The 21,263-nt window shown below is 37.6% G+C and carries 17 protein-coding genes and 1 tRNA gene; 14 read left to right on the forward strand and 4 right to left on the reverse strand.

Features of this window, described 5'->3' with window-relative positions; translation table 11 throughout:
* The first annotated feature begins 382 nt into the window (after positions 1-382).
* Positions 383-1,726: an ABC transporter substrate-binding protein gene (locus tag H1P_RS17240; RefSeq protein ID WP_144869595.1), complete on the forward strand. Its 1,344-nt coding sequence runs from the start codon at positions 383-385 to the stop codon at positions 1,724-1,726.
* Positions 1,727-2,067: 341 nt separating this feature from the next.
* Positions 2,068-2,541 carry a superoxide dismutase, Ni gene (sodN, locus tag H1P_RS17245; RefSeq protein ID WP_144869597.1) on the forward strand — a complete coding sequence of 158 codons (474 nt, stop codon included), beginning with the start codon at positions 2,068-2,070 and terminating at the stop codon, positions 2,539-2,541.
* A 105-nt stretch (positions 2,542-2,646) separates the two neighbouring features.
* Here the strand turns inward: sodN and H1P_RS17250 are convergent, their stop codons facing one another.
* Positions 2,647-3,567 carry a LysR family transcriptional regulator gene (locus H1P_RS17250; RefSeq protein WP_144869599.1) on the reverse strand — a complete coding sequence of 307 codons (921 nt, stop codon included), beginning with the start codon at positions 3,565-3,567 and terminating at the stop codon, positions 2,647-2,649.
* 208 nt (positions 3,568-3,775) lie between these two features.
* Between H1P_RS17250 and H1P_RS17255 the strand changes: the two genes are divergently transcribed.
* Together H1P_RS17255 and H1P_RS17260 are read left to right on the forward strand one after the other, a co-directional pair.
* Positions 3,776-4,810, forward strand: a complete 1,035-nt coding sequence (locus H1P_RS17255) for a fatty acid desaturase family protein (protein ID WP_144869601.1) — start codon at positions 3,776-3,778, stop codon at positions 4,808-4,810.
* A 42-nt stretch (positions 4,811-4,852) separates the two neighbouring features.
* Positions 4,853-5,758: a DMT family transporter gene (locus H1P_RS17260; protein ID WP_144869603.1), complete on the forward strand. Its 906-nt coding sequence runs from the start codon at positions 4,853-4,855 to the stop codon at positions 5,756-5,758.
* A 113-nt stretch (positions 5,759-5,871) separates the two neighbouring features.
* Here H1P_RS17260 and ispE read toward each other — a convergent pair whose 3' ends face one another.
* A complete protein-coding gene (gene ispE / locus H1P_RS17265; RefSeq protein ID WP_144869605.1) occupies positions 5,872-6,816 on the reverse strand; it encodes a 4-(cytidine 5'-diphospho)-2-C-methyl-D-erythritol kinase in 945 nt (314 codons plus the stop codon).
* A 163-nt stretch (positions 6,817-6,979) separates the two neighbouring features.
* On the opposite strand from ispE, the gene H1P_RS17270 reads away from it, so the two are divergent.
* Positions 6,980-8,629 carry a SpoIID/LytB domain-containing protein gene (locus H1P_RS17270; protein WP_144869607.1) on the forward strand — a complete coding sequence of 550 codons (1,650 nt, stop codon included), beginning with the start codon at positions 6,980-6,982 and terminating at the stop codon, positions 8,627-8,629.
* 29 nt (positions 8,630-8,658) lie between these two features.
* Here the strand turns inward: H1P_RS17270 and H1P_RS17275 are convergent, their stop codons facing one another.
* The gene (locus tag H1P_RS17275; protein ID WP_144869609.1) at positions 8,659-9,225 is read right to left on the reverse strand and encodes a Uma2 family endonuclease; all 567 of its coding nucleotides are present in this window, start codon (positions 9,223-9,225) and stop codon (positions 8,659-8,661) included.
* Between the two features lie 1,097 nt (positions 9,226-10,322).
* Between H1P_RS17275 and dusA the strand changes: the two genes are divergently transcribed.
* Positions 10,323-11,300, forward strand: a complete 978-nt coding sequence (gene dusA, locus H1P_RS17280; RefSeq protein ID WP_144869611.1) for a tRNA dihydrouridine(20/20a) synthase DusA — start codon at positions 10,323-10,325, stop codon at positions 11,298-11,300.
* 613 nt (positions 11,301-11,913) lie between these two features.
* Complete coding sequence (locus tag H1P_RS17285) at positions 11,914-12,681, forward strand: SDR family oxidoreductase (RefSeq protein WP_144869613.1); 768 nt, start codon at positions 11,914-11,916, stop codon at positions 12,679-12,681.
* Positions 12,682-12,933: 252 nt separating this feature from the next.
* Here H1P_RS17285 and H1P_RS17290 read toward each other — a convergent pair whose 3' ends face one another.
* Entirely contained in the window at positions 12,934-13,845 is a 912-nt protein-coding gene (locus tag H1P_RS17290) for a branched-chain amino acid transaminase (RefSeq protein ID WP_144869615.1), read from the reverse strand.
* A 116-nt stretch (positions 13,846-13,961) separates the two neighbouring features.
* Between H1P_RS17290 and H1P_RS36195 the strand changes: the two genes are divergently transcribed.
* From H1P_RS36195 to purF, 7 genes are all read left to right on the forward strand, one after another.
* Complete coding sequence (locus H1P_RS36195; protein ID WP_186376010.1) at positions 13,962-14,111, forward strand: hypothetical protein; 150 nt, start codon at positions 13,962-13,964, stop codon at positions 14,109-14,111.
* A gap of 57 nt (positions 14,112-14,168) precedes the next feature.
* Positions 14,169-15,497: a deoxyguanosinetriphosphate triphosphohydrolase family protein gene (locus H1P_RS17295; protein ID WP_144869617.1), complete on the forward strand. Its 1,329-nt coding sequence runs from the start codon at positions 14,169-14,171 to the stop codon at positions 15,495-15,497.
* A gap of 162 nt (positions 15,498-15,659) precedes the next feature.
* Positions 15,660-16,058 (forward strand): CsbD family protein, encoded by a 399-nt coding sequence (locus H1P_RS17300; RefSeq protein ID WP_144869619.1) that lies wholly within the window; start codon positions 15,660-15,662, stop codon positions 16,056-16,058.
* Between the two features lie 85 nt (positions 16,059-16,143).
* The gene (locus H1P_RS17305; protein WP_144869621.1) at positions 16,144-16,527 is read left to right on the forward strand and encodes a DUF1622 domain-containing protein; all 384 of its coding nucleotides are present in this window, start codon (positions 16,144-16,146) and stop codon (positions 16,525-16,527) included.
* 143 nt (positions 16,528-16,670) lie between these two features.
* A tRNA-Leu gene (locus H1P_RS17310) sits at positions 16,671-16,751 on the forward strand.
* A gap of 395 nt (positions 16,752-17,146) precedes the next feature.
* On the forward strand, positions 17,147-19,498 hold the full coding sequence (purL, locus tag H1P_RS17315; protein WP_144869623.1) for a phosphoribosylformylglycinamidine synthase subunit PurL: 2,352 nt from the start codon (positions 17,147-17,149) through the stop codon (positions 19,496-19,498).
* 86 nt (positions 19,499-19,584) lie between these two features.
* Complete coding sequence (gene purF / locus H1P_RS17320) at positions 19,585-21,069, forward strand: amidophosphoribosyltransferase (protein ID WP_186376011.1); 1,485 nt, start codon at positions 19,585-19,587, stop codon at positions 21,067-21,069.
* Positions 21,070-21,263: the final 194 nt, after the last annotated feature.

Genomic DNA, 21,263 nt, shown 5'->3' on the forward strand with positions numbered 1-21,263 from the left:
CTACTGTGGTTTACAAAAGGAAAACAGAGTACCGAAAAGCCAGGAGGAGCGTAGTGCCGTGAAAGTGGCACGCTACGTTTTGCATGGGAGGCTAGAGAAGTGATTCTTTGGTCGACCCCTAACAATGCTTTGAGTTATATTGCTTACGTCAGTAAAGAATCCCCTTGTTGGTTCGAATCCCCCCCCTCTCCGTACTAATAAAGTAACAATTGAGCTAGCGGTTTTTAACCGTTAGCTTTTTTTAAGCAGTTAATAACATAGCTTTTGTTAATTCCTTGCCATAACACATTGTTAATTAAGCCTGTAGATAACAAATTAATTCTCAGATTATCGCTAAAATCTGTGCATCTAACTATAGTAAAGAGTGTCACAGTACTAAATTATGGCGCAGAAAATAACCAAAAATTATACTCAAATTTTCCAAGGTCTTGCCTTGACGGTAACCATTCTATCTCTGAGTGCTTGTCAAACAGCCGATACGGGAGGTGATGCCAGCACTACTGATGCTGGTAATACTGATAATGCTGATAACGTCAGCGATACCTCTAGTAATGGTGAAGGATTAAAAATAGGAACATTATTTCCGATTACTGGCGACTTGGCATCTATTGGTCAAAATATGCCTGTAGCAGTTCAACTAGCCGTAGACACTATTAATGCTTGTAATGGTGTCAATGAAAGTCCTGTAACTTTAGTTAATGAAGATAGCCAAACTGACCCTAGTGCGGGAGTTACCGCTATGACCAAGCTAGCAGAAGTCGATCGAGTAGCAGGGGTAGCAGGGGCATTTGCCAGTAGTGTTTCTGGTGCAGCAGTGGATGTTGCAGTGAGAAACAAAATTATGCTAATTTCTCCTGGTAGTACCAGCCCCGTATTTACAGATAGAGCCCAAAACGGCGAATTTGAGGGCTATTGGGCGCGTACTGCTCCCCCAGATACTTATCAAGCTCAAGCTTTAGCAGCATTAGCTCAAAAAGAAGGATTTGAGAATGTTTCTACTGTAGTCATCAACAATGACTATGGTGTTGGTTTTGAACAGCAATTTGTACAGGCTTTTGAAAAATCTGGAGGTAAAATTGCTGATAAAAATAGCCCTGTTCGCTATGACCCTAAAGCACCTACTCTAGATAGTGAAGCTAAAGCAGCTTTTGGTAGTAAACCCGATGCTGTAGCAGCAGTACTCTATGCAGAAACAGGTAGTGTGCTGTTAAAATCCGCTTTTGAGCAAGGTCTTACTGAAGGAGTAACAATCCTCTTAACAGATGGTGTTTATTCCGAAGATTTTATTACTCAAGTGGGTAAAACAGGAGATGGCAAATCAATTATTGCTGGCGCATTAGGCACAGTACCAGGTGCTAATGGTCAAGCACTAGCAGACTTTACTAACTTGTGGAAAGAAAATATCCAGAAAGAAGTGAGTGCTTTTGTTCCCCATAGTTGGGATGCTGCGATACTTATGATGCTTGCAGCCGAAGCTGCTGATGCCAATACAGGAGAAGGAATTCAAAGCCAAATTCGTGAAGTGGCAAATGCTCCAGGAACAGAAGTTACAGACCCCTGTGAAGCAATGGAATTAGTACGTAACGGAGAAGACATTAACTATCAAGGAGCAAGCGGAAACGTTGATATTGACGAGAATGGGGATGTTATTGGTGGTTATGATGTCTGGCAAGTGAATGAAGATGGTACTCTGGAAGTCGTTGATAACGTTACTCCCACAAACTAGCAATATTTTAAACTGCTTTGCGGTTAGCTATTAGCTATTAGCTATTAGCTATTAGCTAATTAACTAGTATATTTAAACTATTAGTTACTTAAAACTATTCTATCTCGAAGAGATAGAATGGGAAACTTAAACCCAAAAAGCTTAGAGCCTATAGCTTACAGCTTAGAGCTATGTTAAAAAATTCCTACCTTCGATTGTAAAGTTTCCCCAAATCACACTAAGCTATATCGAAGAGAGAAGATATCAACATTAACGTAATATTAATGTTTAGGGCATTCTCAACCCCCAGACTTGCTCTCTAAAAAGCAGTCATTGTTAATCAGTTCAAAATCATTAAAACTATGTTGAAACAAGCTATTACCAAAATCAAAAATTGGTTTCCAGCACCAAAAGTGAGCGCGCACTGTGATGGTCCTTGCGGAGTTTATGACCCTGCTGCTGCTCGTATTACAGCCGAAGCAGTAGTTTCTATGACTAAAAAAATTATGGCTCTAGAAGCTCCTAATCCCAGTGATAAAGCTGCAAATATTGCTTATCAAAATACTCTTTCTCGCTACATTGCGATTAAAGAAGAGCAAGCACAAAAAACTAAAGACGATCTTTTGATTCTTTGGACTGACTACTTCAAACCAGTACATCTAGAAAAATATCCCGATCTTCATGATACTTTCTGGAAAGCAGCTAAGTTGTGTTCTGCTTGCAAAGTAGAAGTTAGTGAAGAACACGCTAATGAATTAATGGATGCCGTGCAAAAAATTCACCAAATGTTCTGGGCAACTAAAGACAAAGATGTTACTTTCTATAAAGCTAGCTAGTTTGAAAAATAGTAAGTAGTTTCGACCGAGTTTAAATCTAGCTTTTTTTAATTGTTAGATTTAATAATTAATTATTAGGATACGTTGTTGATTGAATAGCGTATCCTAATTTTTTGAATTTCTAGAGGGAGCGAACTTAACCTGTTGAAAAGTTTCTAAAAAGGCAAACACGGCGGGTGTCTGAAGTGCATTGGCGAGTACAGCAACTCCAATCACTCTAGTCAAAGGAATTGGCAAACCACAAACTTTAATATTATCTGGTATGGGTTCGGCAGCAAGGCGAGGCATAATTGTCGCGCCTAACCCTTGAGCAACCATATTAACTTGGGTTGAATCTTCATTCGTTGTCAGTATTACATTCAATTTTTGCCCAAAAGAACGACAATGAGTATGAATGCGAGCGCAACAACTATGGGACTCTGGTAGCATGATTAGCGGATAGCTGCAAAGCTGCTCCCAAGTCAATTGTGACTCTGATGATTTGAAAGTAGGCGGAAGTAGAACAAGATATTCATCTCGATAGATCTCCCATGTTTCTAATTTGTCAGTGGTAGGTAAGTAGGTCAAGCCGATGTCTGCATCATTGGAGTACAACATCTGTTCTACATCTTTATAGTCATTATGTTCAGTTAGGCGGATAGAAATATCGGGAAACTTACTGCGAAATTGAGCTATAGCTTTGGGTAAAAGATAGGTTGCAGCACTACGAAAACTGGCAACTCTAACGATCCCACCATTTAGTCCCTTTGCTTGGTTTGCTTTTTCTTCAATCTGTTCTAATAATTGCAGAATTTGACGTGCTTGTTGAACAATTTCTTTACCTACAGGAGTGCAACGAGTATGTTGATGATGCCGAACCAGCAAACTTACGCCAAGCTCATCTTCAAGAGTAGAAATTGCATGGCTAATTCCAGACTGAGAGATTTCCAGTTGTAAGGCTGCTTCACCAAACTTACCATACTCTGCGATCGCAACAAGAGCGCGTAATTGAGAGGTTTTAAGACGACCTTGATAAATACTAGTCATAGAAAGCGATCGATTTTAAATAGTTTATTTATATTAGTAAGCCGAGGTTAATCGATTTTACTCATGATGGTGACATGAGTTTCCTATTGATACTGTTGTGAAAATATCAGTAAAGTAAGTTCTACAAGATGTTTGTTTAAGCTTACTTTGTATGAGGCTGGAACTAAACAAAGGTTTTTCATAATCTGTAGAATTCTGATCGCAAAATATGACGGCTGTTGAGCAAAAACTAAATTCACTCAACTATCTGCGAAGCTCGAAACCATTTTGGAATGCTTTGGCGATTACTTACACGTTGTTGGGATATTATGCGGGGATTGGGTTATTAATTGCTACTTCTTTTTTGCTAAATGCATTAGGCATAGTTATAGTAACTCACACGCTAGTTTTATCAGCTTATTTAGCTCACGAGTTTACCCACGGCACAATTTTTAGAAGCATGAAGTTGAATACTTTAGCAGGAGAAGTTGCCCAGTGGCTAAATGGGGCTTGCTATTGTTCTTTTCGTAATATGTCTCGTCGCCATATAGCCCACCATATTGAAAAAGCAGATCATGCTGATTGCGATCTTCTCAAATTGTTACGATCCTTTCCCAAGCTAATTCAGTGGTTCATTTTGGCTTTAGAGTGGTTTTGTTTTCCTGCATTATTTTTTCTTTTGCAGTGGCGTGCAATTACTGCTCCCTATTGGAATCTGGTTCGACGTGGTGAACGATTGCGAGTGACAACGATGCTTTTAATTCGGGGAGCAATGTTTGCTCTATTGGGATGGGTTTCACCTAAAGCTTTGTTACTTTATTTTCTTTGCTTTATGGGAATGGTGACGGTTATTAGATTGGTAGATGCGTTTCAACACGACTATGAGACTATACCTATTGGTGAAATAGCTCCAGAGCAAAATTTAGACTATGAACAGTTTCATACTTTCTCAACCTTATTTACGAAGCGATGGAAGTGGATCAATTTGTTACTTCTGAACTTTGGTTATCATAACGCTCATCATGCTTTGATGAAGTGTCCTTGGCATAGCTTACCAGAATTGCACGAGGAGCTTAGTCAGCGTCAAAAGATATTGAATATTGATTTAGTAACGCTTCTTATTTTCTTTCATCAACACCGTATGAAACGAATTTTTTTAGGAGAAGGAGAAGCCCTCAACGATCGCGGAGAACTAGATATGAGTAAATTTTATGGTGCTTTGGGAGGAACTGCAATCTTGCTTCCAGCACAATTAATCGAGTAATTCTAATTCTGGTAAATCAAAGTCTTATTAGGTATTTAAATTTTGAAACCCTCCAATTTTAAAATTTTAGCTATTTTATTAATTGCAGTTTTCTTGGTCGCTACTTCTGCAATTTGGATTCGATTATCTATGGAAGTAGCTAATAACTTTACTATTGGTTTTAGTTTGTTTTTGGCTGCATCTCGTTTAATTATTTCTGCGCTGATTCTAATTCCCACTGTCTACAAAATTAAGCCTTCTCAGGTTAGTACTAAAGCATTTTATTATGCTGTAATTGCAGGAATTTGTTTAGCTGGTCATTTTGCTAGTTGGATTTCTTCTTTGGCTTTTACCTCTATTGTGGCTTCGACAACTTTAGTCACCACTAATCCGATTTGGGTAGGATTATTATCGCGATTTTTCTTAAAGGAAAAACTGAGTAAATCAGCTATTTTAGGGATCGCAATTGCTTCAGTGGGAGGAGTATTGATTGCTTTAGGTAACGAAGGAAATATCAATAGTGGAAGCAATCCTCTTTTAGGTAATGGTTTAGCTTTAATCGGCGCGATCGCAGCTAGTCTGTATCTGATGTTTGGTACTCAAGCACAAAAATCAGGGTTAAGTATTAGCAATTATATTTTGATAGCCTATTCGACAGCAGCGATCGCATTATTTCCGTTACCTTTACTTTTTGGGATTAAGTATACGGGACATTCTGAAATAATTTATGTTTATATTGCTTTAATGGCAATTTTATCTCAGTTGCTCGGACATACTGGTTTTAATTGGGCTTTACGTTGGCTATCTCCTACTTTTGTTACTTTAAGTATTTTGTTTGAACCAATTATTTCCAGTTTTTTGGGTGTTATTGTCTTTCAAGAAATTCCTCCTTTATCTATTTTATGGGGAGGATTAATTTTGTTATTAGGAGTTGCTGTGGCTGTTACAGGAAAAAATCAACCAACATGAATTAGACAAGCATATTTATCTATAGTTTATGAAAGAAATATCTGACGATTCTTTAAATATTTCTGAGCCTTGTCTTTCTGGTTTATCAGATTTGTATTTCCATCAAACTCACGTCAACCAATAACCTGAATTCCACCACTGGAAAGTTTTGTAACCCAAAAATCTAAATCAGGATGATTCATTTTATTTCTTACTTGTTTAGCTACAGTTTGTGCTTGGGTTTCTGATGCACAAAGAGCAAATACCGTAGGACCAGAGCCAGACATCATTGTTCCTAAATTTTCTGTAGTCGCAAACGCTGTTCTCAGTTCTTCTACTTGTGGATAAGCTGGTAAAACTACTTTTTCTAAGTCGTTATACAGCAAATTGCCAATTTCTGCGCCATTTTTTCTCATAATTGCCTTAACTAAAGAACCAGTACGAACACGATCGCTTTTGGTTTTAATTCCTGCGGTATCGGAAATATAATTTCCATTATAATTTTGGCGATAGGTTCTATACGCCCAAGGTGTAGATACTCCCAGGTTGTTGTATTTTGCCAGCACTACCCACAAATTATCTAAATCGGGAATCGAATCTAGTTTTTCCCCCCTTCCTGTGGCGATCGCTGTTCCTCCCCCAATACAGAAAGGAATGTCCGAGCCTAATTTCGCTGCTAATTCTTGCAATTCTGGTTGAGTTAAACCCAAACCCCACATCAAACTAATCCCGACTAAAACGGCTGCTCCATCTGTGGAACCTCCCGCTAAACCTGCTGCAACGGGAAGATTTTTTTCAATAGCGATATCAACTCCGCCGTAGTTCGCATAAACATCAGGAAAAGTGTCACACATCAATTTGGCTGCACGATAAGCTAGATTAGTTTCATCTGTAGGTACTTGAGGATGATTACAATGGATAGTGATTTTTTGTGTATCGCCAGCTTTAAGATCGATGCGATCTGCTAGTTCGATACTTTGTAAGATCATCACCAACTCATGAAAACTATCACGGCGATCGCCAATAATTTCTAGATAAAGATTGATTTTCCCAGGAGCAAGAAGAGAGTAAGATTGCATGACTAACCAAAAATACTAATCAATTTAATATACATCAGTCAGTTAGAAGTCAACGAGTTACCAAGTCACAGAGTTAGAAATCAGAAGCAATGTGGCAAACAATCAACAACAAATAACTAACGACTAACGACTAACGACTAACGATTAACGACCAAAAAACTATATGAAAACAATTAAAATGCGTTTTAGCTTAGGAATTTTATTTTTAACTTGTCTAGTAGGCTTAGAAACTTTCACTAAAAAAGCTCATGCTGTTGAAGATTTAAACTTACAGGTAGGCATTGTGCAGCGTTTCGGAGATCGACCCATTGATGATAAAGATGAAATTGTCAGTGAGATCGAAATTATTAGTCCTCAAGGGGATATGTTAACTGTTAGCTCCTTAGAAGCAGTACAGCCATCACAAACCATCACCACGAACAAAGTTTTTCTGAAAACTGAAGAGAAACCCCTACCAGAGCCGATATTGTCAGAAAGAGTCGTCTTAGGCTCTCATGCTACTTTTGAAACCGCAGAAAACAATGCTAACTTTTGGCGCAGCATTGGGATTGAAGTAGAAATAGTACAGCCTGGAAGATGGAAAGTATGGGCAAAACGAGACGTTTACGATACTCCCTTAGTGCGACGTTGGTTAATAAATAGTCTGCGAGACAACGGCTACACTGTCCCCTACATTGAAAGTGAAATCACCAAGACTTTACCCCAGGTTAGTTTATCTATCGATGGTAAAAACTATTACGATAACGAATTTGAAATCACTACTAAAACCAACCGTATCTTAGTTAATACCGTTAGTAATAAACAAGAAGCAAGTCATCTTTATGGCGGAAATTTGCGTCTCCAACCCAATGCTTATAATAATTTCTCTCTAGTTAATAACGTCCCTTTAGAAACCTATTTACGGGGGGTTGTACCCTACGAAATTGGCCCTAATGCACCACCAGAAGCGATCGCTGCTCAAACGATTATTGCTCGCACCTATGCATTAAGGAATCTGCGTCGTTTTGTAGCGGATGACTATCAACTCTGCGCCACAGTACATTGTCAGGTGTATAAAGGTATCTCTGGTGCAACCCAAAAAACAGATCGAGCGATCGCTGATACCAAAGGTTTAGTTTTAACTTACAATAATGAATTGGTAGATGCTTTGTATTCTTCCACTACAGGAGGGATTACAGCCTCTTTTAACGATGTTTGGGAAGGAGCAGAAAGACCCTACCTCAGACCCATAATAGACGCTCCTAATGCCCTTTGGGACTTGTCTCGCTATCCTCTAGCAAACGAAAAAGTATTGCGGAATTTTCTCGATTTAAAACAAGGATTTAACGAAACAGGGCTAAAGGTATTTCGTTGGCAAAAAACACGCAAAATTGCTGACTTAAACAAAGATTTACGCAGGTATCTTAAGAAGGTTAATCACCCCCTAGTAGATTTTGCCACTATTAAGAGCTTAAAAGTAACTGAGCGATCGCAATCTGGAAGAATTATCACTCTTTTAGTAGATACCAATTTGGGAAATATTAAACTCCATAGAAACGAGGTTCGTAGTGCTTTTGAACCTCCTATTAGCACTCTTTTCTATCTCGACCCAATTTACAACGAAAATAACCAATTAGATGCATACACTTTCACTGGTGGCGGTTTTGGACATGGAGTTGGTCTAAGTCAAAATGGCTCTTATAACCTAGCAGAATTAGGTTGGTCAGCAGACCGCATTCTGGCTTTTTATTATCCTGAAACTAAGATTAAACCTTTAGATAATTCTATTATTTTTTGGCAAGATAGTAACGAATTAGTGTCGCAGAAACGTTAATTTTTTAATGAGTATAAAATAAAGCTGACTTACACAAATAATTGACTAACCAAGCAGCTAAAGCCAGGTAATAGAGGAGAATCGATTGAGTCATTTTCTAGCAAGGTTGCTACCAAGACTAATCGTGCATTTTCTCGGCGGTAAATAGCAACTTGTTGAGTAAAGCGATCGCAAATCCAATATTCCGAAACCCCATAAATAGAATATAACTTTAATTTAGTTTCGCGATCTCTACTTTCATTCTTTTTCCCTGGCGATAAAACCTCAATCACTAACTCAGGCGCACCCAATAAATGTCCAGCTTCATCTTCAATTTGTGCTAATCTTTCTTTACTTATCCAAACTACATCAGGAATAACACTATCAATATCCGACAAAATCATCCCAGGAGCAATTATTACCTCTCCTAAACCACTATTTTCTGACCAAGTATCAAGATAGCGAAATAACTTACCACAAATTCTTTGATGTAGGCGATGAGGCGATCTAGTCACAAATAATTCTCCATCAATAATTTCATAGTTGACCGATTCGTTTTGGGGAAGGAGTGTTAAATCTTGAATTGTCCAAGATATTTTTTCCGCAATTTGACTCATGATTAGCACCTTACTGATTGGGGTTAATTTGTGTTATGCTACCGCACCAGCTATATTATTATGTCCTGTTGCAGCTAATTCTTGAATGGGCGATCGCTATGTGATATTCTTGTACGTATAAGAAAAAATTATTTAAAATCATGGATTTAAATAGCAACCAGATTTGCATAATAAAATTTTGTTCATCGTAATAAACCACAGTGACACATCTAAGGTTTTGAGCATCAACAATGATTATTTACGGAATTAAATCAAAAGTAATTGCAGGAGAACCATTTTGCAATGTTGTCTGTCAGCACTGTGGTAACGACTCACACTTATCTTTATAGTGTTTTACGCTATTTTCATTTTTAACTGGATTCCTGCATTTGTATTTCAGGAAAAATCTGGTTTAGATTACTTGCATTGCCAAAAAACTATCTTCGATCTAGAAATATATTCAGATATCTATTCCAAAATTACCGCTCAAATTTTACTACTAAAAATATTTGACTAATGTTTTCTGGATTGGCTATTATAGGGGCTATAGTTTGAATTACTATTCTGTAATTGCTATTCTGAATAATTTTATCTGCTTCAATTATCCCAAAAAAGCTTAGCATAAGTATTAAGATATCTCTATATGATGGTTACATTAAGGTAACCAATCAATTAAATTTAAATCCCTCTAAGTCTTAGCAACTGTGAATCCCATACGTGATTATCTTCATAATTTTTGTGTCTATTTAACTTGTCTTATTTTGAGACAATTTTTGCTAAATTAAGTTATTAAGATTTTGTAAATCATATTACTAAAACTTTTAGCAGAGATAATCAATTATCCGTATAATTAGTAATTAAAGCTTTCTGTCAATGCCACTATTAGAGCGATCGCAAATTATTGCGATCATCAACAAAGCTACTAATGCTTAAAGAATAATTCCAATATTGATTAATTTTATCTAATTTATATCTCAAGAAATATATTCATTGAGGCAGAACAAAAATTATCTATATATAGAATATAGATTTCAGTAAATTTGCTTGTTCAACTTTTGAAATAGGAACAAAAATTATTATTATTATTATTATTAACCCAGTAATACTTAAAGCTATCAATGATCGATGCTGTAACTAATAATCCTCTTAGCGTAGCACCAATGATGGATCGTACAGATCGCCATTATCGCTATTTTATGCGCCAAATTACCAAACAAACTCTCTTATATACAGAGATGGTAACTACTCCTGCCATTATACACGGCGATCGCGATAAGTTATTAGGATTTTCTCCAGAAGAAAAACCTCTGGTGTTACAGTTAGGAGGTGATAACCCTTCCGATTTGGCAGAATGCGCTAAAATTGCCGAAAATTATGCTTATGATGCGGTTAATCTAAATATTGGTTGTCCTAGCTCTAGGGTACAGAACGGTAACTTTGGTGCTTGTTTGATGGCGCAACCAGAATTAGTAGCTCAAGCTGTTGCCGCGATGCAAAAAGTGGTTAGTATTCCCGTGACAGTAAAGCATCGTATTGGGATTGATAATCGCGATCGCTACGAAGATATGAGAGAATTTGTCAGGGTAGTATCGGAGGCTGGCTGTCGTAATTTTACCGTACACGCTCGTAAGGCTTGGCTACAAGGATTAAGTCCTAAAGAAAATCGTAATGTACCCCCATTACGTTATAAAGAGGTGTATCGTCTCAAAAGAGAATTTCCCCATTTGTTTATTGAAATTAATGGTGGGATAACTACTCTAGAACAGGTCAACAATTGTTTAACCCAGATAGATGCAGTTATGATTGGCAGGGCTGCTTATGATAATCCCTATTTATTCGCTACAGTAGACAGAGATATTTATGGGGAAACAAAGAATGTTCCTAGTCGTCATCAGATAGTAGAAGGGATGCTTCCTTATATTGATTACTGGTTAGGTAAGGAAGTTAGGCTTAACTCTATTACCCGTCATATGTTGCAACTGTTTGCAAGTCAACCTGGTACAAAGAGATGGAAACGTCATCTGAGTGAAAATGTTCATTTAGCTGGTGCTGATTCTTTAACTGTCAGCAAAGCTTTGAGTAAAGTATCACTTTGAAAGGATGAGGGATGAGGAAGCAATGAGTAGCAAGCGATAATCAAGGAAAAAACTGTTTACTTGTTACTAATTACGGGAATGCGGAATAAAAATCTAAAGAAAATATAAAATTTAGGTGTTATTTCGTAAGACAAGTGTTAACTTATATGTATAAGAAATACAAAAAATATAAATAACCTTTACAAGAGTTATTGAATACGGCTGACCGCCTTTATATAAGGTCAACATATAAATAACGCACCCAGACTTTATAATCATGGGTGCTTATATTTTTTTAGAGGCTTGTGCTTTTTCAATTCTGTCGGCTAAATCTAATTGCTGTTGTTGTTTGGTTTTGACAACTACTAAATTTAAAATACACATCCGTATAGTCCAGACTTTGATAAAAACTAGCTGGTTATAGTTTGATGATTACCTGATTTTCTAAGATAATATGGTCGTATTTTCGCAGAAACTCTTAGATAAGGAGTGGATAATTCATCAACTAATTATTCAATCACTTCTTTGATAGAGGCTCTAAATAACCTTTGATTCCACCCATATATAGTAATTGATTGGTAACTTTTGTTAGATAATTGATCAAGCAGCTTGTATTCGAGGTTCAAGAAAAAAGATGAAACGAGTATTGGTTACGGGAGCAACAGGAAGAACAGGTTCGCTCGTATTACGAAAACTACGCGATTCACCAGATGAATTTGAGGCAATTGGTTTAGCGCGTTCGCCTCAAAAAGTTGAAGAATTGTTCGGCTCGACTGAAGGCTTGATCATTGGAAACATAACAGACAAATCTGGCTTGGATTCGGCAATAAAAGGCTGCGATGCTCTAGTTATTCTGACCAGTGCCGTTCCTAAAATGATTGCACCACCCTCACCAGGAGAACGTCCGCAGTTTGAGTACGAACCAGATGGTATGCCAGAAATGGTGGACTACTACGGTCAAAAAAACCAAATTGATGCTGCTGTCAAAGCAGGAGTAGAACATATTGTGCTAGTCGGTTCGATGGGTGGTACTAATCTCAATCATCCCCTTAACAGTCTTGGCAACGGCAAGATTCTAGTGTGGAAGCGCAAAGCCGAACAATATTTGATTGATTCGGGCATTAACTATACTATTATTCGCGCTGGTGGTTTGTTGGACAAAGAAGGCGGAGTCAGACAACTTTTAGTAGGCAAAGATGACGCGCTGCTAAATAATCCACCCGATGGGATTCCTACTTCAATCCCCAGAGCCGATGTAGCCTCTGTAGTAGTTAGAGCTTTAACCGAACCCAACGCTCGCAACAAAGCCTTTGATATTATCTCCAAACCAGAAGACGCTCCCGATACCTTAGTGACAAGTGATTGGGCTAGCTTATTTGAACAAACCACGGCAGGAATTTGACCAAGGCAGAAGCCTCGGATGGCAGATGGCGTGGATGAGCAGATAGCAGAAGGTAAAACCGTCCTTGTTACCTTTTTCCTTTGGTTACAAGAGCAGGCGAAAATGTCCTGAGTTAAAGAGCATATTTCGCGCACTCTGCCTTTTAATAACATTTATCAAAAATAGTGGGTAGGAATTATCGTATCTTCGTATCTCAGTATCTGAAAATTTTTGAGATCGTAAAGCCGTCCCAACCATCTTGTATTGTATGGTTTATAAATCAATTTTATAAACCCAATCTTGATGGCTTTTGTCTTGATTGGCTGTAATTGCTGTTAGTTTTGATTTTAATTTGTTGGTAATTGGTCTATTACTAGATAACTGATAGGTTTCTACACGTTTTACAGGAGTAATCTTGGCAGCAGTACCACTTAAAAAAACTTCATCTGCAATAAATAGTTCTGTTTTATCAACCGATCTTTCTATAACTTCAATTCCTAAATCTTGAGCAATAGTAATTACGCTTTCTCTAGTAATACCTTCTAAAATATCCTGATCGAAACCAGGGGTAATTATTTTACCATTTCTAACTATAAAAATATTCATTCCCGAAGCTTCACAAACTTTTCCTTGAGAATTCATGAGAATGGCTTCATCAAAACCAGATTCTACTGCTTCAGTTTTAGCTAAAGAAGATGTAATGTAAGCACCACTAATTTTACCTCTTAAGGGTAAGCTACGATCTTCCTGACGATACCATGAACTAACACGGCAACTAATACCATCGGGAGGTAAATAGTCTCCTAATTCTAAACCATAGATAAAAAAGTTTTTTTCTATTTTATGCAATCTTGGGGCAATTCCTAAATCAGAAGTATAGACAAAAGGACGAATATAAAAAGATTTATCTGGTTTATTTTGTTTAACAAAATCAATAATTATTTGTTGTATTTTATCGGCAGGTAAATCGTAATGGAGAAACTTAGCACTATTGCTTAAACGTTGAGCGTGACGATCCAATCTAAATAATAATATCTGTTCTGGATTATCTGGATTGGGAATACCGCGCATTCCACCAAACGCACCTGTGCCATAATGTAGCGCATGAGTAGCTATGGAAATATTGGCATCTTTAAAAGGGATAAATTTATGTTCAAAATAAGTAATAGGTAGGAAGTTGTGCATAATTAACCCAAAAATATCAGATTTACAATTCTATCTTTTTTCTGGAATGTATGGCATTGTTTAGTTAAGCAGAAGTACAAGTAAAAGTTATTTCCAGTACAGCTTTAGTAGGAAATATGATTCAAATTGAAGAAGATACCTTGATAGATCGCATCATTAATGTTGATAATGAAGGTAATTTTGCCATTACTGTGCCTGAAAATCCCAATGCTCCTAAAGGGTTACAATATCAAATAAGTACAATTACTTTTACGCCAACTAGCTAAAGTCGCCCTATACAGTTAACTTGAACTCATAGATGATTACCTATCGGGAATGCTTGAATGTCAGATAGAGAGGAAAGACAGCATAATCCTTTTATTAATTTAACCAACAAACCAGGGGATCGTAGAAGTTCATTTCAAATAGATCGCGATCGTATTTTGTACTCTTCTGCTTTTCGTAGATTAGCACAGGTTACTCAGGTAGTCGCAGCAGGAGAGGGTCATGTTTTTCACAATCGTTTAACTCATTCACTCAAAGTAGGACAAGTAGCCAGAAGACTCGCAGAAAGGCTGATAGCAGAGCAACCTATCATTGCAGAAGAAGTAGGTGGTATCGATCCTGATGTGGTAGAAGCAGCAGCTTTAGCTCACGATCTCGGACATCCTCCTTTTGGTCATACAGCAGAAGAAGAATTAGATAAATGTGCAGTTAAATATGGCTTACTTGACGGTTTTGAGGGTAATGCTCAATCTTTTCGGATTTTAACTAGGTTAGCCATTCACCGCATTGATTATTATGGTTTAAATTTAACTAGAGCTACCCTAAATGCAGTTTTAAAATATCCTTGGTTGCGAGATATCAATAGCCCACAATCTAAGCGATTTCGCAAATATTCTGTTTATGATTTAGATCGAGAAGCCTTTTTATTTGTTAGAGAAAAAGCAGATACTAGCCAAACAATTGAAGCAAGTATTATGGACTTTGCTGATGATGTTACCTACAGTGTTCATGACTTAGAAGATTTTTATTTGGCTGGTTTAATTCCTTTAGAATTGTTGGCAGTCGATCGAGATGAATTGGCAAGATTTGTTGATGAATGGTTACGAGAATTTCCTGATAATCAAGTGGCTCAAGTAGTCAAACACGATCCCTATAGATTTCAGAATTTCTTGGACGCAACTTATAATTTAAGAGGTCAATATCGTCCTGGTTCTTTTGAACAAAAAGCTCAAATTAAAAGGATTAGTTCGCATCTAATTCAAAACTATATCAAATCAGTACAGTTAAGTTTAGAGTATGGCAACCGTGGCTATTTAATTCACGATCGAGCCAAAGAAGAAGAATTACAATTTTTACAGCGTATTGTTTGGTCTTATGTAATTTCTAATCCTGGTTTAACAACTCAAAGATACGGACAAAAAAGAATTATTAGAACTTTATTTGAAATGTATCTAGAAGCCATTAAAACAGAAGATTTAGCATTAATTCCTGTGAGATTTGTTAGAGAATATCGAGAACTTTGTGAACGAGCAAATGTAAATATAGAATTAGAAAAAACTCGGATGGCTGTAGATATTATTGCTAGTTTTAGTGAAGCAGAAGCCGTGATAAAATACCGTCGTTTAACTGGGATTAGTCAGGGTTCTTTTTTAGATTATTGGGAATGATTTTTACAGAATGAACAATGTATTATCAATGATGAATAAAAAAATACTGCTATCTCTACGTATGAAAAACTTATCCTAAGTCCACAATCTAACCAAAGAGAGATAAAAATCCCGAAAATCTTAAATATGATGCAATGTGTAAACTATCGAGAAAAGATAAAAATGTTTTCAAAACAACAAGATTTCTTTGGTATATTAAAGGTGTATTCAGAAAAACTAACCCTTGGGCTTGCTGCGATCGCTATAGCTATTTTAGCCTGGGCAAATCTGTTATTTCACGTCAATATCGATGCTCATGCTTCAACTATCAACAGTATATCTCCCGTAATTGCTATAAAAGGGGTCGGCGATCAAATTGAAGGCAAAGTAGAAAAAGATATTGGTACAGTACAACGCAAGGTTGGTGAAGTAACAGGACAAACTGAAGGTGCATTAAAGCAAGCCAAAGGGGAAGTAAAACAAGGTATTGGTACAACAAAAAACAAACTAGATAATGCGCAAGATGAAGTAGAAGACAAATCAGAAAACTTTATTGATTCTGTGAAAGGAATCTTTGATTAGATTGACAATTAGATTTTGTTTGAGGAAAATTAGATAAAATCTAATTTGATAATTTAATTATTCTTTTGGCTATGTCTTAATCTACATGGAAAAAATACTAGAAGTAGTAAAAATAGAATTGCACCATCTTGCAATTATCACTCAACTCATTATAGAAGGCATAGCCATTTGTATTGTTATCTTTTCAATTTTGAAAACTATTACTAAGTTTATTCGTAGTTATAAAAAGAAAAATTCAGAAGAGTTTTACCGCGAAATTAGATTAGATTTAGGGTTATCTTTAGCATTAGCTTTAGAATTTTTACTAGCTGCCGATATTGTCGCAACTGCGGTAACTCCCAGTTGGGAAGCTATTGGATTATTGGCTGCTATCTCAGGTATTAGAACTTTTCTCAATTATTTTTTACAAAAAGAAGTTCAAGAGTTGGAAGCTGAAAGAAGAGAAGGTAGAATAGAACGCATTTTTTGATATTTTATCTATTCAATTGCATAACAGCTTATAAATCTGTCTTCTTGCTTATGCTGGCACAAATGTCCTTGCAAAATTTTAAATATCAAAAATGCTTGACTTTTGAATAATTTTTGCTAGTATGTAATACAGTGTCAAATTTTGCGGATGTGGCGGAATTGGTAGACGCGCTAGATTTAGGTTCTAGTGTCTTTGGCGTAAGAGTTCGAGTCTCTTCATCCGCATACCACCTTAATAATAAACTGTGAGAGACTTTCAATCTTACACTAACAACACTAAAATCTAGCTTTTGCTCAAATATTACTCACTTTATCTATTATTCCCATATAGTCAAGCGGATAAAAAAGAGTAATTTAAGCTACATTATAAAATTTTTAGCTAAAATTAATTATTTAAACTGTAAAGTAAGATATAGATCGGGTACAATACCCAGTCTATTCTGTCAAATCCGATATTTACTCTGAATAATACTTATCATTACTTTTCAGCAACGCCTCGTATAGTTTTAAGTCTTGCTAGGCAAATTTTTCAGAGCCATGCATAACTTTGCAGAGAAAAAACTTTCAATTATCCCAACAGTCGCTAAAATGGAGAACTGTTCCGTTTCGCCAGGGTTTTCATGAAAAAAACTACTACTCCCTTTAGTCCCGAAGAAATTGCAGCAGAAGGAATCAAGCCTGAAGAATACCAAGAAATCATTAATAGATTAGGTCGTCATCCCAACAAAGCAGAATTGGGGATGTTTGGTGTTATGTGGTCAGAACATTGTTGTTATAAAAATTCTCGACCATTACTAAGTCAGTTTCCTACCACTGGTAAAAGAATTTTAGTTGGCCCTGGAGAAAATGCAGGAGTAGTAGATTTAGGTGATGGCTTACAACTAGCCTTTAAAATTGAATCTCATAATCATCCTTCTGCTATTGAACCGTTTCAGGGTTCAGCTACAGGAGTCGGTGGTATTTTAAGGGATATCTTTACTATGGGGGCGCGTCCCATCGCTATTTTAAACTCTTTACGGTTTGGGAATTTAGAAGATGTCAGAACAAGACGTATATTTAATGGTGTAGTAGAAGGTATCAGCCACTATGGTAATGCGATTGGCGTACCCACTGTCGGAGGTGAAGTTTATTTTGACCCTGCCTATGCAGGTAATCCTTTAGTTAATGCGATGGCATTGGGTTTAATGGAAACCGATGAGATTGTTAAAGCTGGGGCTTCTGGTATTGGTAATCCCGTTATTTATGTCGGTTCAACTACAGGAAGAGATGGTATGGGAGGAGCAAGTTTTGCTTCTGCTGAATTAACTGATGAATCGATGGATGATCGTCCTGCGGTGCAAGTGGGTGACCCTTTTTTAGAGAAATCTTTAGTAGAAGCTTGTTTGGAAGCCTTTAAAACTGGAGCGGTAGTGGCTGCACAAGATATGGGTGCAGCAGGACTGACTTGTTCTACTGCGGAAATGGCCGAAAAAGGCAATGTGGGGATTGAATTAGATTTGGATAAAATTCCTGCTAGGGAAAATGGCATGATTCCCTATGAATATTTACTCTCAGAATCTCAGGAAAGAATGTTATTTGTGGGAGAAAAGGGCAGAGAACAAGAATTAATCGATATTTTTCACCGTTGGGGTCTTCATGCGGTAGTTGCAGGAGAAGTTATTGAAGAAACAGTGGTGAGAATCTTATACAAAGGAGAAATTGCTGCTAATATTCCTGCTAGAGCTTTATCTGATGATACGCCTATATATCACAGAGAATTGATGCAGGAAGTTCCTGAATATGCTCAAAAAGCTTGGGGGTGGACAGCCGATAGTTTACCAGCTTGCGATTATGAAGGGTTGTATGTGAGAGAAAATTATCTAACTTGGAATGACATTTTACTCAAGTTACTAGATACCCCGACAATTGCTTCTAAGCATTGGGTATACAGGCAATACGACCATCAAGTACAAAACAATACTATTTTGCTTCCTGGTGGTGCAGATGCAGCAGTAGTCAGAGTACGTCCCATAGGTGCCAAACCAGAAGATTTTCAGACTGGAGTAGCTGCAACTACTGATTGTAATCCTCGTTATGTTTATCTTAATCCTTACGAGGGAGCAAAATATGCAGTAGCCGAAGCAGCAAGAAACTTAAGCTGTGTTGGTGCTGAACCCATTGCGGTGACAGACAACTTAAACTTTGGTAGTCCTGAAAAACCTATCGGCTATTGGCAATTAGCTAATGCTTGTCGTGGTGTAGCAGATGCTTGTCGCGAAATGGATACCCCCGTAACAGGGGGTAATGTTTCTCTTTACAATGAAACCCTAGATTCGGCAGGAAATCCCCAAGCTATCTATCCCACTCCTGTAATTGGTATGGTGGGTTTAGTCCCCGATATTAGGAAAATCTGCGGGCAATCTTGGACAACAGAAGAGGACATAATATATCTTCTTGGCTCATCTTCATCAACCATCAACCACCAACCATCAACAATTCCTCAGTTAGGCGCATCAGAATATCTAGCAGTTGTTCACAATATCATCGCGGGAAAACCGCCTGAAATTGATTTTGCACTGGAAAAAACAGTACAAGCAGCTTGTCGTTATGGTATCCGTCAAGAATGGGTAAATTCCGCCCATGATTGTGCAGAAGGAGGCTTAGCTGTAGCCTTAGCAGAATCTTGTATGGGCAATGGTTTTGGCGCAGAGGTCAATCTCAACGTTACCACTCAACAACGCCTGGATGAAGTTTTGTTTGGCGAATCTGGTAATCGAATTGTGGTTTCAGTTAATCCAGAAAATAGCTCCCAATGGGAAGCTTACCTAACCGAAATATTACAAAATAACTGGAGTAAAATCGGTAAAGTAATGCCTTTAGAATCATCACTCAAAATTACTACCCAGGATAATTTAAGGTTAATCAATGTTAAGATTGTTAACATGAAAAACATCTGGTATAGGGCAATACAAAAAAGACTTGATGCGTCTTAGGCATTGATGAGCTAACTATAAAACCTATATCTGTAACACATAATCTTTCTAGTACTCAATACCTCAAAGAGGAGCTAAATAATAGGATGATGCGGTATCAATCCCCTGACTTGGAGCAAAATTCCCCATGTTCCCATAAGGATGGCAGACCAGATAAGCCAGAAGAAGCCTGTGGTGTGTTTGGGGTCTATGCACCAGGAAAAGCAGTAGCTAAACTAACTTACTTTGGACTGTACGCGCTGCAACATCGAGGACAGGAATCTGCGGGAATTGCCACTTTTGAGGAAGATCGGGTGTACTGTCACAAAGATATGGGTTTGGTATCTCAGGTCTTTAATGAAGATATCCTTGAAGAACTACCAGGATATATGGGAATTGGTCATACTCGCTACTCCACCACGGGGTCTAGTTTGAGAGCTAATGCTCAACCTGCGGTACTCGATACGAGATTGGGAAAACTTGCTCTAGCACATAACGGTAACATTGTCAATGTTTTAGATCTCAAAGAAAAAGTAAGCAAACCAGATCGTCATTTTCTCACTACTACAGATTCGGAGATGATTGCTTTTGCGATCGCTGATGAAGTGGACGGAGGTAAAAATTGGTTAGACGCTGCGGTTGATGCTTTCAAGAGTTGTAAAGGGGCTTATAGTCTAGTTATCGGTACTCCAGAAGGCATGATAGGGGCGCGAGATCCCAACGGTATTCGACCCTTAGTTATAGGTATTTTAGAAGGGAAAAAGCCTCGTTATGTACTGTCTTCGGAAACCTGTGGTTTAGATATTATCGGCGCAGAATATTTAAGAGACGTTGAACCAGGAGAATTAGTTTGGATTACCGAATCAGGTTTATCCTCAATTCATTGGGCAGAAAAGCCAGAAAGAAAGCTCTGTGTGTTTGAAATGATTTATTTCGCTCGTCCTGATAGCGTGATGCATGATGAAAGTTTGTATAGCTACCGCTTACGCCTCGGCGAAGAATTAGCCAAAGAATCTTTTGTCTCAGCAGATATGGTAATGGGTGTCCCAGATTCGGGAATACCTGCTGCAATTGGTTTTTCTCGCGCCTCAGATATTGCCTATGGCGAAGGATTAATTAAAAATCGTTATGTAGGTCGTACTTTCATTCAACCCACCCAAGGAATGCGCGAAGCAGGAATTAAAATGAAACTAAATACCCTCAAAGATGCGATCGCTAACAAAAGAGTTATTATTGTTGATGATTCTATAGTGCGGGGTACTACTAGTCGTAAAATAGTTGGAGCGTTAAGAGATGCAGGTGCAGCAGAAGTACACATGAGAATTTCTTCGCCCCCTGTAACTCATCCTTGCTTCTACGGTATCGATACAGACAATCAAGATCAGTTGATAGCAGCCACCAAATCTGTTAAAGAAATTGAAAAACAAATCGGTGTAGATACTTTAGCTTATCTCAGTTGGGAAGGAATGTTAAAAGTAACCAACAAAGATACTGATAGTTTTTGTTCAGCCTGTTTTACAGGAGACTATCCCATTAGTATTCCCGATCGAATGAAACGCTCGAAACTCATGTTAGAAACTACAACTAAGTAGAAGGAATGAGTTAGTGGTTGGTGGTTGGTGGTTAGTTGTTGATGCCTCTCTTGGTGCGCTACTCAGTGCGCCTTCTCCATTTCTTGGATAAATAAAACGAAGCGGGGTCGCATGGTTAATTGCTAATTGCTAAGTGTTCATTGATAATTAATTGGGTGCTTACTGATTACTGACTACTGACTTCATTATGGATG

Source organism: Hyella patelloides LEGE 07179 (genome assembly GCF_900659865.1).
GTDB lineage: Bacteria > Cyanobacteriota > Cyanobacteriia > Cyanobacteriales > Xenococcaceae > Hyella > Hyella patelloides.

Coding starts and splice junctions, on each gene's coding strand:
- H1P_RS17240 (WP_144869595.1), top strand. CDS start 383: ATGGCGCAGAAAATAACCAAAAATTATACTCAAATTTTCCAAGGTCTT.
- H1P_RS17285 (WP_144869613.1), top strand. CDS start 11,914: ATGAAACGAGTATTGGTTACGGGAGCAACAGGAAGAACAGGTTCGCTC.
- sodN (WP_144869597.1), top strand. CDS start 2,068: ATGTTGAAACAAGCTATTACCAAAATCAAAAATTGGTTTCCAGCACCA.
- dusA (WP_144869611.1), top strand. CDS start 10,323: ATGATCGATGCTGTAACTAATAATCCTCTTAGCGTAGCACCAATGATG.
- H1P_RS17290 (WP_144869615.1), bottom strand. CDS start 13,845: ATGCACAACTTCCTACCTATTACTTATTTTGAACATAAATTTATCCCT.
- purL (WP_144869623.1), top strand. CDS start 17,147: ATGAAAAAAACTACTACTCCCTTTAGTCCCGAAGAAATTGCAGCAGAA.
- H1P_RS36195 (WP_186376010.1), top strand. CDS start 13,962: ATGATTCAAATTGAAGAAGATACCTTGATAGATCGCATCATTAATGTT.
- ispE (WP_144869605.1), bottom strand. CDS start 6,816: ATGCAATCTTACTCTCTTCTTGCTCCTGGGAAAATCAATCTTTATCTA.
- H1P_RS17250 (WP_144869599.1), bottom strand. CDS start 3,567: ATGACTAGTATTTATCAAGGTCGTCTTAAAACCTCTCAATTACGCGCT.
- H1P_RS17305 (WP_144869621.1), top strand. CDS start 16,144: ATGGAAAAAATACTAGAAGTAGTAAAAATAGAATTGCACCATCTTGCA.
- H1P_RS17255 (WP_144869601.1), top strand. CDS start 3,776: ATGACGGCTGTTGAGCAAAAACTAAATTCACTCAACTATCTGCGAAGC.
- H1P_RS17295 (WP_144869617.1), top strand. CDS start 14,169: ATGTCAGATAGAGAGGAAAGACAGCATAATCCTTTTATTAATTTAACC.
- H1P_RS17270 (WP_144869607.1), top strand. CDS start 6,980: ATGAAAACAATTAAAATGCGTTTTAGCTTAGGAATTTTATTTTTAACT.
- H1P_RS17300 (WP_144869619.1), top strand. CDS start 15,660: ATGTTTTCAAAACAACAAGATTTCTTTGGTATATTAAAGGTGTATTCA.
- purF (WP_186376011.1), top strand. CDS start 19,585: ATGATGCGGTATCAATCCCCTGACTTGGAGCAAAATTCCCCATGTTCC.
- H1P_RS17275 (WP_144869609.1), bottom strand. CDS start 9,225: ATGAGTCAAATTGCGGAAAAAATATCTTGGACAATTCAAGATTTAACA.